Source organism: Thermodesulfobacteriota bacterium, from assembly GCA_035559815.1.
Taxonomy (GTDB): domain Bacteria; phylum Desulfobacterota_D; class UBA1144; order Nemesobacterales; family CSP1-2; genus DATMAT01.
This window is the reverse complement of the sequence record DATMAT010000077.1, coordinates 1-14,120: the sequence shown is the minus strand read 5'-3', so window position 1 is coordinate 14,120 and position 14,120 is coordinate 1. Positions and strand designations below refer to the sequence as shown.

Here is a 14,120-nt window from a genome sequence, read left to right as displayed (position 1 = left end):
CAGCGACTGCTAAATCACCACAACTATCGAGTGGGCTATATGGGGAGAGGAGGAGAATGCGGGGATCGCAAGGAAGATTATGAGGAGGATATTCTCTACTAAATAAGGAAAAAGAGCACTAGTATGATAAGCGCCTCTAAGAAAAGAAGCATTTGGACAATTGTCTCACGTCTTTTTATAGCCTTGTATTCATTTGCAGATTTTTGTTTATCTTCATCAGAAAGTTTAGTTTCTGACTTGCCTAACTTCTCGTAAAGATTATTAACACTAATGTAATTTAATATCAGCAGTAAAGAAGAAACGATAGATGAAAAAACGAGGACAAAGATAAACCACTTGTTTGATTTTCCAAAAATAGCAACTGCAGAAAATACAGTTATTAGAATTCCGTTTAGAGTTAAGAGTGCATTCCAATAAGCAAATTTGGATTCACGCATTGCATCCATAAGGCGAATTTTCTCATTACCGTATTTCGACATAGCAGAGTCAGAATTCATTGATCTCAAATGAAATTAGCTATTTTATTCAATCGAGAATGGTATAAGTTATTTTACTCACTTAATCATAATTAAGGCAAATGACTATATTTATCATAAAGCAGAAAAAAGATCATTTACTTGAGAAACCGTCTATAAATTGGTCTCTATTTTGGGTTAGAAGCAACATGCCGGTGAAAAGCCCGAATGGCGTTTGCCACGCCATCCTCTGACCGTATCCGTTGCCCTAATTCGGCTGCCCGTTGTTTCATAGTAGTGTCAGTAGTGGTAATGCTAATAGCATCCGCCAGGCGTTCGGCCGTTAATTCACGGCGAAGAATCGGATATGGCCCAACCCCTAATGCAGAAACCCTCCTTCCCCAAAAATACATCTCAGCCTGAGATGCTATAACCACATTTGGTACTCCGGCACTCAGGCCGGCAGCGGTTGTCCCCGCCCCTCCGTGGTGCACCACTGCCGCCATTTGCGGGAATAGCCAATCGTGAGGGATCGCATCTAAGGCAAAAACGTTGTCCGGCAATTTGTCTTTGCTCAATCCTGCCCATCCTGAAAGTAGAATCCCTCGCTTACCGGACAGCTTTACCGCCTTTAGTACTATTTCCGTAAGTGCCTCCGGGTCGCTTTCGGTCGTGCTCCCAAAACCGATATAAACCGGAGGCGGCCCGTCAGACAGAAAATCAACAAGGTCCGTAGGAGGCTGCCAGTCGGCAGGGCGGCCGAGGAACCAGTAACCGGTTACATGTACCCAATCGCCCCAATCCGGCGGTTTGGGCATAACGTGTTGGCTATATGCAAATAAGTAGGGGTACTTTTTCTTCGCCATACTTCCCCAGGGGCCGAAGAAGGAAGCAGGCGGCAAGTTGAGTGTATTCTGCCTCCACTCGTTAACCATCCCCCGAAACGGCTGCCAGAAGAGCTGCTCGGCCAGAATGTGGGTCAATATATTGACAGTTCCCGAGAAATTAAATTTCTCCGGTAGTACCACATTGGGAAAAGCACTGGTACGTCTTATCGGCTGTAGCGCTGCTATGAGAGAAGGTATGCCTAGCTTTTCAGCAATGTGGTAACCGCCGATCGCCAGAAGGGAATATATGATGGCGTCTGCTCCCTGACAGGCGACCCATGAGTCCTCCAGTGACTCCTCCATGGTAGGTTTCATAATACGGGTCAATCCCCGGATGAATTTAATCGGGTCACTGCCCGATTTGAGCCAGTCTATTCCTTGCTTGCTCTCAAGCCATTTACGCGGGTCGCACCTTACCGGAAAGAATTCCAACCCGCGGCTTTGGACGAATGCCTCAAAATTACCACAGGCAGCAAAACGAACCTTATGGCCGGCGGCTTCTAATCCCAATCCTAAAGCAAGGTAGGGTTGTACATCGCCTAGCGAGCCGATTGCAATGACGGTAATGTTCATGACTTCTCCTTTTCACCATTCCGAAAACATTTTAACGTGTTAATTTCACATAATACGTTTCATTGTTTTTCTCGTCATTTCGACTGAAAGGAGAAATCTTAAAGCACAAAAAGATTCCTCACAATCTCCCTCATAGGAATTTATTCCTTCGTTTCGCTCAGGACAAGCTCTGAGCAATGGTCTCCAGGTTAAACCGGGATCAATCGGCGATCCTCTCTGCATGTCATCCCCGAACGTTCCCCAATAAAAACATTTGGGGACAGGATTAATCGGGGATCCATTTTTGAAAAACTGGATTCCCGCTTCCGCGGGAATGACAAATCAGCAGATTCCCATCCACCGCATACACGAGGGCAAGCTTCGCAGGAATGACAAAATTGTCCTCCCTCACGATAATTCGGGACCGGGCCCGGAATGACAGTCGTAAGAATGTTTAGAATGGCAAAACAATGAAAAATCTTGCTTCGCGGAAATTCTGGCACATTAAAAATATTCTTGACCGTTCCTCCGCACAAGTTCATCCCGACGCAATTTAGGAATCGCTAATCGCCATTCAGAGAAATGGGATAGAAGTACGTTCCTATTAACTCCCTTTGCCACCAATCACCAGTAGCCTCCTTAGTATCAAAATTCGTGAAACGATATTCGTAGAGCTCGGCGCGAAGATACTTGGGCGGTCCGGAGGGAAATGGATTTCTCTCGAATAATCTCAAGACATCCGGCGAGCCTTGGAGTATCCGCACTACCAAATTTACAAACCAGGGATTATTCTGAGAATTGCCTAATGCGGCAAACCACATCTGCCAATCGAGCCGGGGTTGATGTGGCGCTACCCAGGGCGGAGGTCTTTTCCTATCACCAGGCTTGTATTTAAATTCATATTCGCGCCAATTTTTTCCGTCATTACTACCTTCGATTATTATCTCCGGACGAGAGTTGGTCATTACCCTGAAGAGTCCGTAATTGTTTACAACCCTGAACGGAGAGACCCATAGAAAAGCCTGTCTGAAGACTGTAGGCAAGTTCTGCGACCCGATAACCACACTACCCAACTGGATTAATCCCAGGAAAAGTACGATAAGCGCTATAATAGTTAACCCAATCCGTTTATACAAAGGCGTGCGTGTAAGCCGATGGGCAAATTGTCTAACGTCCATGGAATGCTTAATCTTCGAGGGGAGAAGCCTTTTAAGGAAAGCATCATCAAAAAGCAAGACGCATAATGCAATAGTGAGTAGGTTAAAGAAGGCATAATTACCGGTGAGCGCTATGAGAACCTGGAGAAGAATAATCCCCGCTCCAGCAATAAAGCGAAGCCGCCGCGGTGCAAAAATAAAAAAAGGAATTATCAGTTCAGCAAAAAACGTGAACCCTACCGAGAGCTTATGAAACCATTCCGGCAGTTGATACATATACCAGGCGACCGGGTTGGGTAAAGGCTGTGTATAGTAGTGAAAATCGAGTGCGGTGAAATTTCGCCAAGTCGGGTCGCCACTGGTCAGCTTGCCGATTCCGGAAGAAAACATAAGCCGAAACAGCAGAAGCCGACATAGCCAAATCACCACGGATGAAGGAGGCGACTCACGGGAGAGCCTTGGTAGGACCTGAATAGGCGCTAGAAAGATAGCTAGGAACCCGGCTTCCAATAGCAGGTTATCCCACTGAAAGGACATAAAATATTGACCGGCGTTTACTAAGGACAGATAAAAAACCCACAACATAACCAAAACGGGCACGGTGAGAAAACCAAGAATAAGGAGAATGGAAAGAAGCGTCCCTCCAAGCGCAAGAAATTTAAGGAAGGCATCACTTGAATCCAACCATGCCAGGGTGGGCACTAGCCAGTACGCCCTCGACCCGAAATTAGTATCTACCATCTCCAAAAATCTTCCCACTGGTAGGATTCCATCGCTCCCGATAAGACCGGGAAGTTGTAACCACAATGAGAGAAACGCAACAAAATAGACTATCCCTAGGAGCCTCAAGAAGAGCCAGCAGGATAAGACGTATGAGTGAGGCCCTAAGTCGAGAACCCGGGCAACTTTGGAGTAAAGGCTGGAAATATTCTTATACATCTTTATTCCTTATCATCGGTTTCCTCGACCACCCCAATCAATTTATCACATATTTCAAGTATTATCAGATTGTGGGATAATAAGATGGCATGGGCGGTCGGGAGGTAATTCGGGTTTCAAACCGCCTGAAAGATTTGATAAATTCAGCTTAGAGAGGAGGGATCAACAACATGTCTTCAAAAAAGAAAAGCTATAAAGACACGCCTGATGATTTTATTAAGGTCCTAGAAAAGCAGAGGAAGGAAATGGAAAAGCTGACAAAGCAGTTTTTCGATTACCCCAAGCAGATGGAAAAAATGGTAAAGCCATTTTTAGACTATCAGCAGAGGACAGAAAAAATGACCAAACCCATACTTGAATACCAGCAGAAACTGCTCGGAGAATTCAAGAAATTTCAGGAGGCTTGGGTACAGAATGCCGTCGAGACAATGGAAAGGATAACAGGACAGATCATAGAAGAAAAGACCAAGTTAACTGAAGAGGCTAACAAGCTAATGTCCGAGATGAACCTGCCCGATAAAGTCACTGAGTTCATGGAAAATTTTCAAAAAATTCAGGAAAGGTGGACTGAGCAACTGAAGAAGGCTACAGAGTTCATGGAGAGTTTTATGAAGAAGGTTAAAAAGTAGTAAAATGAATAAAGATATGTTTTGAGACTATGACCTACTTCAGGAATAATGAGAAAACGGAATCCATTAAGGAGTACAACACGAGGTCATTCCCACGAAACATGTCCTCGCGCACGCAGGGAGTAGGAATCCAGTTTTTTTAAAAGATGGATCCCCGATTAATCCTGTCCCCAAATGTTTTTATTGGGGAACGTTCGGGGATGACATGCGGGGAGAATCCCCCGATTGATCTCCTGGTTAAACCGGTGATAAACCGAAAAAAAGAATTTCCTGTGGTTTACCGGGGAGCTTAATCAGAACCCATAAGCTCATAAATCTCTTTATCCGATAGCCCGAAGTAATGAGCTATCTCGTGTAAAAGAACTTCATTAACCTTCTCTTCTACTTCTTTTTCGTTTCTGCACATCCTCTCGATGTTACGCTTAAAAAGGACGATTTTATCCGGGAATTGTATGCCCTGCCACACGCTCCTCTGAGGAAGCGGAGTTCCCCGGTAAAGTCCCAGCAAGAATCTGCCGTCATTTATTTTGAGCCCATCCAAATCATACCGGCTAGGAAAGTCCTCCACCGTAATCGCAACGTTTCGGATCTTTTCCTTGAAGTTATCCGGTATATTTTCGAATGCCTTGTCCACGAGTTCTTTAAATTTTTCTCTATCCAAGCCCACCATATACCTAGATACCCTGAATGAATTTCCATCAAGGCTGGGTACAGCTCTCCGTTCAGACCTGCACGTACATTCCCCGACCACAGGTAAATACTACTACCAGAATTATAAAGTTAAACGATTTTTCTGAGAACCTAAAGTCGGTAAAAAGGGAGGCATAAAGTTTGGGCTCGCTCTGCTACGAATAATGTTTGTTTTGGAACCACGGGGAGAAGCAACGGACTGCATCCATGCGCAGTCCGTTGCGGTTTCATTCACTATTTGGCCGCTTTTGTTTTTTTGGTCTTGGAATTTTTGCTGATGAGTTTCTTCAGCTCTTCCTGGTCCGGACTTAACAGCTCTTTAATTCTTTCCGCATTGATCCCGGCCACGATGATATGGCCAACCTCCGTGTTTACATCATCGTAAATACCTAGTCTCTTCATCCCCTTGGCCTGCTTCTGGTTATGGTCGGTAGGGCTAACATAATGGACGGCAAAAATCTTATACCGATGGATCAAGAACAAGTGCATCAAGGTCATTAATCGTCTTTGCCTATATTCCTCTTTGAACGTATTTTGATCTCTGACCGACAGGATGGTTCTGCCCCTCCGGTCTTGTATGGTTGCAAATATAATGTCAGCGATCTTCTCACCGGCTTCATCCACAACGTTTAACTCCAACAACTCGGAGCCGGCCCTATGTGGACGCAGTTGAACACGTAAAGTCTTTGGAATCTGGTTATAATCTGCCCATAACTCAAGCCATTTCTCAAGAATTCTGGGTGGGACTTCCGTCTCAACCAAATGCTGTACCTGGGTGGACCCCTTCCCCATAGCCTTTGTTGTCGCCGTGCGCCCGGATGAAGCAACCAGGGCCGCATCTAAACGAGGACCTCCCACCAAAGTTTGCGGCGTCCTGTAAGGAGAGTTAAGCAACCTAAACTTGCGCTGGACGCGTGCCAGGGCAAGCATCCCATCCTGCATTAGGGCGGTGGCAAATTCTTCGGCAGCCAATCCGTCAATCTGATGACCGCCATATGTAATGAAGTTAAAAACGAACCCGAGTTTCCCCAGTTCCTTTGGGAAATTCCTCATTTCGTCTTCACTCATACCGGTTGTATCCCAATTGAACGATGGGGATAGGTTATAAGCCAGCATCTTGTCCGGGTATACAGCGTGGATAGCTTCAGCAAAATGTCGTGCCTCTTCCAGATTCGCCGTATTGGTCTCCATCCAAAGAATGTCGGCAAAAGGAGCTACGGCAAGTGACTTTGCGATGGCGTACTCGATCCCTCCCTTAACCTGATAGTAGCCCTCGGGCGTCCTGGATAATTCACAATCCCATGTGGCTTCGATGCCCATTGACCGGGCTTTTTCCCGCGCCTTATGAAACGATACTCTTTTATAAAAATCAAACCACTGGTCAACGGTTAAATCAAGCTGCCTGCCCTCTTCGATCTGAAACTTCATCAACTCGGCGACAGCTTCCCCATACGTCTTAAGCTTTGATTCTATTTCCCATATCTCTACGAATTTTGTGACGACGTTATCCAGCGGTTTGGTGATACTCTTTTCCTTACCCTCTTTTAACGCCTGAATATTCTCGTCGATATAGGACATGAGACCAACCTGCTTGAACCATTCATAAGCGGCTTCGTATTCTTCCTCGGATATTTTGTAAAGTAAATGGCCGTTGACATCCCTTACCCCTTTTTCATAAAACCTTCTTAAGACCGCCAGATAACAGTCTTTATAACCGGGCAAGTCCGTATTTGTGGCACCCAATATGAAAGGATGATCCCGTTCATCTCCTCGGCCATCCAGCAGATTCGCTGCCTCTGCATCGGTCCGGGCGACTATTATCCCAGGGACTTTCATGATATCGAGCTGAAAACGCGCGGCATTTAGTCTCTTGATTTGTTCATCGACCGGGACAAGTACTTTCCCCCCTTGATGCCCGCACTTTTTGGTGCCCGGCTTCTGGTCCTCTATGTGGTATCCGGTCACTCCTACCTCGACAAACCGGCGGATAAGGTTTCGGACGTGGGCATCCCCGCCATGTCCGGTGTCGGCATCGGCAATTATAAAGGGGGTATAGTCAACCTTTGGAGTAGCCTTTCGCTCCTTTTCCGTCATTTTAAACCTGGTGTATTTTTGGTTCTTATCCGCAGTGAGCAGGGCACGGACTATAGTGGCTGCCTCGTCCGGCACCTGGCTTAACGGGTAACTAGCCAGGTCAGGCCCGGGGTCTTCCGTCGTCGAACCCTTAGCCGAAGTAGCCCATCCGCCCAAATAGATACCCTCGATTCCCATCCGTTTCATGGTAACTGCCTGGCCGGGCGAATAGGGACCGAAGGTGGTAATTTGCTCTTTCCTGGCAAATAACTCCCTTAGCCGGTTATAAAACCTCTCTGCCGCTTTGCGGGCAACCGGATAGTCCGTTTCGATAGTTCCCCTCTGTTGGGCAACCTGGCGGGCGGAATAAAGACGGGTAATTCCCTTAAACCGGGGCAATGAGAACCATTGCTTTATCTCGTTTACCTCATTCTCGAAAAACTCCGATTCGTTTTCTTCAGTTACTTCGGCATGAGAATACGGCACAAAATCCAAATTCTCGGTGATTCTTGTCCCATCTTTCTTGAACGCTTCCATGTACATTTTTATCCTTTTTTGAGCGATTTTTAAATCATGATTATTTAAATTTATATTAAGAAGATCTATATACCAGGGTGCTTTGACGTCGTCCAGTACATAAGTCTCCACAATCTCCCGGGCGATGGGCAAGGTGGTTTCTTTGGAATCATCATGAACGTCTTTATCCCTTGCCCGGAGCAGTTTCTGGTATTCTTCCTCCAATAACCTTTTGAATATATCTACAGTAAATAAGTCATCCGATTTCAAACCGGTTTCGCGGTCATCTTCGGTCAGCTTGGCCTTTTTGTGTAACCACTCCCAAAGTATGCTCAGACGAATTTCTCCGGTGGCCATATCCTCCATCAGATATAACACGTCGTCGTTTCCGAAGAAGTCGGCTGGTTTTAACGCCGCCGCTTGATACCCCTGAAGGAAAGCATTGCCATATTGCAGGGCGACGCTCAGGAGATTTCGTGCTCCTCTAATTGTTCGAGGGGCCGGTTCGAGTAGGGTCAAACCGTCCGCATCCTCTTTTGTGTAGGTAAGGGGCGGGAAAGGCCTACCGAGCTGGTTATCCTCACCAACCTTTTCCCACACCGGTCTGACGATATGAACCATCTTCCAATGAGCGACCCACTTACCGCTAGCCCCCTCTCTCCGCTCGCGCTCCGCTCCGGCTACCGCTTTCTCCATACTACTCTTGACGCCCTCTTCAGAACCAACCGGTATATTGGTCTCCATCCCTCCCTGCCAGAGTGCAAAATTACCGTTTAAATCCGGGGTGTTCACTGCCCGGCGTACCCGGTCTTCATAATTCCTCATGTAGCCGTAAGTCATGGTAATGGATTCAATGTTTGGATTCACAAAGTCTTTATCCCAGCACATGGCATCGGCAACGCTATTAATGTAGTCCCACCGGCCGGTATTGAATCCAACGAAATGCCTGCCTAGAACTGCTCGGATTTCCATCAACTGGAATGTTGCCTCTAACTGCTCGATGAGTACGTAGACTTTGATGGTTCCGATAGGAAGACCAAGATACTCTTCCAAGGCCGAAATCATTTCATTCCAGAGGGCTGCTTCCTCCGCAGTCTGAATCTTCGGTAGATACAAAACAATAGATGAGCCCGATTCCTGGAGTTGCCGGTAATTGTTCACGACGTAAAGCACCAAATCAACAATCGATGCCGACATGGCCATGCCGTTTTCGTCACGAATGTGCCGATCGTCTAGATGTAATCCCCTAACCCGAAAAATCTTGGTGGTAAAATCTAGTTGTTCTTTCCAATCCCTGATTATCTCTCTACCGAAAAACCCCAATGCCCATTCATTCATCTCCTTTGCCACCTGCTCTGCCGTTTTCATAAAAAGAGGGTCTTTTTGAAATGCCAGTTTGAGGTTTCTCTGATTGTCTAAAGACATGGTGGTGATCTGGCCCAAAGCATCCTCTCCGTCAAACATCCAGCCGTCTGCACCGGAAAGTAAGGCATAGGCAACATTGCGAATACTCTTCTCAATCGGGGAGTTCGGCTTAGCCGCAGGGCCAGTTCCCTGTATCCACTGACGTTGCAGGTCTTTCGGAATCTCCGGGCCGATAAATTTTCCGTCCCTGGCGTCTTGTACCTTTATATTGGTCCGGGGAATAAAGTCATTTGGGTCTAAAAAGGTTATTCTTTGCTTGTTCCGAATCCGCTCCGCCCTTCGCTGGATTCTTTTTGCCATAACCTCCTTCTGGTCCTCATTAAACCTGGCCATGTAGGACAGAGCGGCCAACGCTTCCGCTGTATATACATCCGGATAGGAACTCTCCAGGCCGTCCCGGATGAGTAGATTCCTAGACCGAGAAAGATCGGTAAGGTATTGATTTTCCCTCTTACGAACGGTACTCATATCCGCATCTCCTTAATATTATTTTTATATCAAACTGACTTGAATAGACGAGCGCCATATTATACCTAATTAATCCCCCTTAGTCGAATTGTTAGGTGAGCATTAAAAGTCGGTTAGGATGTGATTAACCTTATTTCACCGGCCAAATTGTGTAATATATACGGAATATAAATCTAATGCCAGGACAGGACCAGCAGGAGAGAACAACTCTATTATTGGCAAATTGCTTGGAAATTGATGATACCTATCAGTGAAATGGCGACTTCCTTAGCCAGGGATATCCTGGTTGAGTTCGTGTATCATTACCGGGTACCGAAAGCCTTCTACTACTTTTTATTCCTCATCCATAATTACCTAAAGTTTATCAAACCTGATTTAAATAAGTCTTCTCTGTATAGCCATCCAGGACGATAAATCTGGGTGGCTGTGTGGTCAAGTCACGCTCGATATTCTTTTAATACTTCGTTGGGAATATCGAATAACTCTGGCTCCAGGGTGACGGCCTCCTCCTACGATTAACCGTGATTAGGAGAAGGGCCGAAGCCACCCCAAGCATTCAATCATCGCCCGACCATTATGGTAAGGGGACTTCCATGCCCCGGCTTTGTCTCCAGATATCCTTCCTTTTTCCGATACCTGTGCATGCCAATCACCGTGTTGCCAATCCGTCTGATGCCTGACGATCCAATCTAAGGTTCGCGAGAAGCATGCAATATATACATTATCTCTGGTAAGCTCGTACATTTTGAGCGCGCCCACCAACCCCTCTGCCTGAACCCACCATATTTTCTCTCTTCCGTCTGCCGGTGCATTGATGGGGCCGGTGTGATAAAATCCTCCTTGTTCCCGGTCAAAACCGTATCGCAGCGAATACTGGAAGAGCGTCTGGCACAGGTCAAGCAAGGGACCGCTAGATACTCCTGCCGCGTTACAAGAGTCGCTCAGCAACCAAAGGTTTTCCAGGTCATGGCCGTAGGAGACCCGGTCATTTGCAGGGCCGTTTAGTGGCATCCAGTTCTCTCGATATTCATTCGTGCAGGCCCCGATTGTCTTCCGAACCACCGCGTTACTCTGGATAAAAATCAACTCTATAAGCCTCTCCCGGGCGACCCTATCCCCGGTAAGAAGATAATATATTGTCATTGCCTCCAGAAGATGGAGATGGGTATTCATGAGCTTTACAGTGGCAGAAGCGTGGATATAGCCCCCGCTGTCCTCTGGTGGTAGTTTCCAATCCCGCTGAAAAAACTCCCTATACCCTCCATATCTCTGGTCGCGCGCCCGATTCTCCAGTAGGGTGAAAAGCTCCCGGGCAAGTGTTGCCGCTTTAGGGTCACCAGAAACTAATGCATATTGCGAGAGTGCAAAAAGCGCAAAAGCTTGACCATAAAGCTGCTTATCCGGTTTGGTGACTATCCCCCTAGAGTTAACTTCCCAATAAAATCCACCAAACTCCTCATCCCACAGCTTCTCTCGCAAAAATTCATAGCCGTGTTTGGCCGCTTCGAGATGCTCAGCCGTTCCATACTCGGTTTCGGTGAGTCGTGAGAAAAACCAGAGGGTTCGGGCTTGGGTCACAAGCCGCTTATTTGCCCGGCCTTTCCATCTTCCTCTGAGGTCATGATTCAGACGATAGCCGCCTTCAGCCATATCCATAACCTGGGGATACCAGAAGGGAATAATGTTCTCGGTGAGAATTCGTTCGAGGGTTTCTTTAAACTTAGGGAAATCTGATGGTTGTGCCACACCGCATAATAACGAATCTGGCCGCCGGGTATCTTTGCCCGGGTTAGATGAAGAATCACTCCATTCGCCAATTAGCCTAAGAATGGTATTTTTAATACCCATAACCTAATATTAAGGGACCTTTATACCGGGAATGTTAACCCGAATCCTATAAATTGACGTACGAGCCGTGATATATAGACTTCTCCAATCATCGTCACCCCATGCACAGTTGAAAGATTGTTCCGGAGTTATGATTGTTCCCAGGTGATTGCCCTCGGGGTCAAAGACCCAAACGCCTTTCGCTCCCGTGCAAAAAACGTTCCCCTGCGTATCTACCTTCATGCCATCCGGCGCACCGGGCTCCTTTACGTTCATATCGTGAAAAACCCTTCCGCCGGAGAGAGAACCATCCGCTTTCACCTCAAAAACGCGGATATGACGAAGATAAGATGAATCGCCAATGTATAGCCTCTTTTCATCCGGCGAGAATGCAAGCCCGTTAGGTCTCTCAAAATCACCAGCCGCTAAAGTAATTTCCTTTTCGTCGGGTGAGATGCGGTAAACCCCCTGTACGGGCTGCTCCTGCTGGCCGGGCATTATACCATAGGGCGGGTCGGTAAAGTAGATAGAGCCGTCCGACTTTACCACCACATCATTGGGACTGTTGAACCTACTGCCCCGGAATTTATCCGCCAGGACCCCAATCGTCCCGTCCCTTTCCGTCCTGGTTATTCGGCGGTTGCTTTGTTCACAGGCGATTAAGCGGCCTTCCTTGTCCCGCGTAAGACCATTAGAATACCCGCTTTGTTGCCTGAATACCTCTATCCTTCCACGTAACGCTAGCCGGAGGATTTGATTAGAAGGAATATCGCTGAAAAGTAAAGATTTTTCTTCTGCGATCCAAACGGGGCCTTCAGTCTGCCGAAACCCTGTTGCCAAGCGCTTGAATTCGGTATTCCTGGGGAAGAGTTTTAAAAAGGCGCTCGACTTGGCTTCAAGACGCCCCCAGGAGAATAGCCTTCGCTTAGAAACTTTCAGGATTTGAAATATTTTTTGCTTCATCTTGGGTGTGATATATTTTGACTTTTGCCGCTAAGTTCATCGCCCACTCTAGTGCACGCTCCGGGAAGTCGACTGGAAACCACGGATAGGGGACCAACTCTATAAATCCGGAGTAACCAACCATCTTGAGTGTCGACAGGACCCTTTCCCAATCAACAACGTCACCGGGAATCCCCGGCGGGCATTGCATAGCAAATGGATAGTAATTTTTCATACCCTTCATGCGTACATGACGGATGGGCCCATTGAATTCGGTTATGACCTTGCCAGGATCGACCATCAGAATAAACAGGTTTCCACAATCCAGGTTGAGCTGTAAACGTCCTGAATTTATATGGTGGCGAAGCAGAACAAAACCGTTCGGGGTGTCAATCAGTTCGTTTTCGTGGTTCTGTACCAGCAGGTCAACGCCGATTTGCTCCGCTGAGCACTTTTATCATATTTTGCCATCCGGCATTATCATCCATTCCGATTTCACTAGACAAAAGAAAAGACCCGAACACTTTCATGGCCATAGGCAAATCGGTTTTCTTTTTCGAGGCTAGAGAGCCGGAAAGGAATTTCACTGCCGGCACACCCAGGTCCGCCGCAAGGTCCAGGGCCTTTGTGTAAAAACGCTCGGTTTTTCCGCTCGGCACGCCGATGACAAAATCCCCAATTCTCCAAGGGTTTAGAATGCACAAATCTATCTTAAGTTCCTCCGCCAATCTTCTACACGATGATTTCTGGCTATCGGTGATGGTAAAGGGATCGAGATGGCAGCCTGGCCCTATTATCGGCCCGCACGCCGCATATCCGACCTCCGCCAATTTGATTATTGCCTCCTCAAAGTGCAAACGTTCAAGACTGCATGTATGAAAACTAAATTTCATTTGCGCTCTTCCTTGTTTTATTTATTTTTCTACTATTAAGGAATAACCGCCTAGCGGGAGGTCGGTAAAAGAGTTTTACCGGAAATTAATTCCTCAAAAAGCTGCTCGCACTCACCTCGATCAATCGGCAAATCAACGGTCCTTTTTCTTGTGGCGGAGAGTAAAATTGCATTAATTAATTCCAGGCTGGGCAGGGTGCTCTCTCCACTGACCAGGGGTTCAGTTCCATTCAGGATCGAATCAACAAAACTATCCATCAGTAAAGAAAGACCGTGGGGTCTTTTTATCTTAATTAGACCCATGCGCTCCATTAGCTTTTTCCACTTAGGTGGGTCCCCAATCAACTTGACAGATTCCCATTTTGTTCTGGGTTGATAATGATAGTCTTTGAGTTCCGTAACCATAGCCGAAAGAGCGGATTCGTACTTGCCCAGCAGTATCCGGTCCTTATGGTCGAAGGTTAAACTGTATACATCGGGCATGACTATGATCCCCTTATCTCCGGCGACCTGGCGGACGCTATAGCCCCTAGGCTGGTTGATAGTCGCCTGAACGGAGGCAAAGGCGCCGTTTTCAAATATTATATTGGAGCAAAAGACGTCCTCTATTTCTACCTTATGGAGCTGATTGCCCATGAGTGCGGCCACTTGAACCGGTTTACCAATCA

The 14,120-nt window shown here is 46.8% G+C and carries 11 protein-coding genes; 1 reads left to right on the top strand and 10 read right to left on the bottom strand.

Annotated elements, in window-relative coordinates:
• Window positions 1-98 precede the first annotated feature (98 nt).
• From VNN20_17400 to VNN20_17390, 3 genes are all read right to left on the bottom strand, one after another.
• Window positions 99-446: a hypothetical protein gene (locus tag VNN20_17400; GenBank protein ID HWP93963.1), complete on the bottom strand. Its 348-nt coding sequence runs from the start codon at window positions 444-446 to the stop codon at window positions 99-101.
• Window positions 447-643: 197 nt separating this feature from the next.
• The gene (locus tag VNN20_17395) at window positions 644-1,915 is read right to left on the bottom strand and encodes a glycosyltransferase (GenBank protein ID HWP93962.1); all 1,272 of its coding nucleotides are present in this window, start codon (window positions 1,913-1,915) and stop codon (window positions 644-646) included.
• A 542-nt stretch (window positions 1,916-2,457) separates the two neighbouring features.
• Window positions 2,458-3,990: a lipase maturation factor family protein gene (locus tag VNN20_17390; GenBank protein HWP93961.1), complete on the bottom strand. Its 1,533-nt coding sequence runs from the start codon at window positions 3,988-3,990 to the stop codon at window positions 2,458-2,460.
• A 170-nt stretch (window positions 3,991-4,160) separates the two neighbouring features.
• Between VNN20_17390 and VNN20_17385 the strand changes: the two genes are divergently transcribed.
• Window positions 4,161-4,619, top strand: a complete 459-nt coding sequence (locus VNN20_17385) for a hypothetical protein (protein HWP93960.1) — start codon at window positions 4,161-4,163, stop codon at window positions 4,617-4,619.
• 289 nt (window positions 4,620-4,908) lie between these two features.
• Here the strand turns inward: VNN20_17385 and VNN20_17380 are convergent, their stop codons facing one another.
• From VNN20_17380 to VNN20_17350, 7 genes are all read right to left on the bottom strand, one after another.
• Complete coding sequence (locus VNN20_17380; GenBank protein ID HWP93959.1) at window positions 4,909-5,280, bottom strand: metallopeptidase family protein; 372 nt, start codon at window positions 5,278-5,280, stop codon at window positions 4,909-4,911.
• Window positions 5,281-5,543: 263 nt separating this feature from the next.
• Window positions 5,544-9,791 (bottom strand): isocitrate lyase/phosphoenolpyruvate mutase family protein, encoded by a 4,248-nt coding sequence (locus tag VNN20_17375; GenBank protein ID HWP93958.1) that lies wholly within the window; start codon window positions 9,789-9,791, stop codon window positions 5,544-5,546.
• 525 nt (window positions 9,792-10,316) lie between these two features.
• A complete protein-coding gene (locus tag VNN20_17370) occupies window positions 10,317-11,639 on the bottom strand; it encodes an AGE family epimerase/isomerase (protein ID HWP93957.1) in 1,323 nt (440 codons plus the stop codon).
• 9 nt (window positions 11,640-11,648) lie between these two features.
• Window positions 11,649-12,581, bottom strand: coding sequence for an SMP-30/gluconolactonase/LRE family protein (locus VNN20_17365; protein HWP93956.1), 933 nt, complete (start codon window positions 12,579-12,581; stop codon window positions 11,649-11,651).
• Window positions 12,544-12,954, bottom strand: coding sequence for a hypothetical protein (locus VNN20_17360; protein HWP93955.1), 411 nt, complete (start codon window positions 12,952-12,954; stop codon window positions 12,544-12,546). The genes VNN20_17365 and VNN20_17360 overlap by 38 nt, the downstream gene beginning before the upstream one ends.
• A gap of 31 nt (window positions 12,955-12,985) precedes the next feature.
• Entirely contained in the window at window positions 12,986-13,453 is a 468-nt protein-coding gene (locus VNN20_17355) for a hypothetical protein (protein HWP93954.1), read from the bottom strand.
• A gap of 50 nt (window positions 13,454-13,503) precedes the next feature.
• Window positions 13,504-14,120, bottom strand: a 617-nt coding sequence (locus tag VNN20_17350) for a Gfo/Idh/MocA family oxidoreductase (protein HWP93953.1), incomplete at its 5' end; no start/stop codon positions are given.

What these genes read in the sequence shown, in the direction of transcription:
- VNN20_17375 (HWP93958.1), bottom strand. Translation starts at nt 9,791, where the DNA reads ATGAGTACCGTTCGTAAGAGGGAAAATCAATACCTTACCGATCTTTCT.
- VNN20_17395 (HWP93962.1), bottom strand. Translation starts at nt 1,915, where the DNA reads ATGAACATTACCGTCATTGCAATCGGCTCGCTAGGCGATGTACAACCC.
- VNN20_17370 (HWP93957.1), bottom strand. Translation starts at nt 11,639, where the DNA reads ATGGGTATTAAAAATACCATTCTTAGGCTAATTGGCGAATGGAGTGAT.
- VNN20_17385 (HWP93960.1), top strand. Translation starts at nt 4,161, where the DNA reads ATGTCTTCAAAAAAGAAAAGCTATAAAGACACGCCTGATGATTTTATT.
- VNN20_17355 (HWP93954.1), bottom strand. Translation starts at nt 13,453, where the DNA reads ATGAAATTTAGTTTTCATACATGCAGTCTTGAACGTTTGCACTTTGAG.
- VNN20_17390 (HWP93961.1), bottom strand. Translation starts at nt 3,990, where the DNA reads ATGTATAAGAATATTTCCAGCCTTTACTCCAAAGTTGCCCGGGTTCTC.
- VNN20_17365 (HWP93956.1), bottom strand. Translation starts at nt 12,581, where the DNA reads ATGAAGCAAAAAATATTTCAAATCCTGAAAGTTTCTAAGCGAAGGCTA.
- VNN20_17400 (HWP93963.1), bottom strand. Translation starts at nt 446, where the DNA reads ATGGATGCAATGCGTGAATCCAAATTTGCTTATTGGAATGCACTCTTA.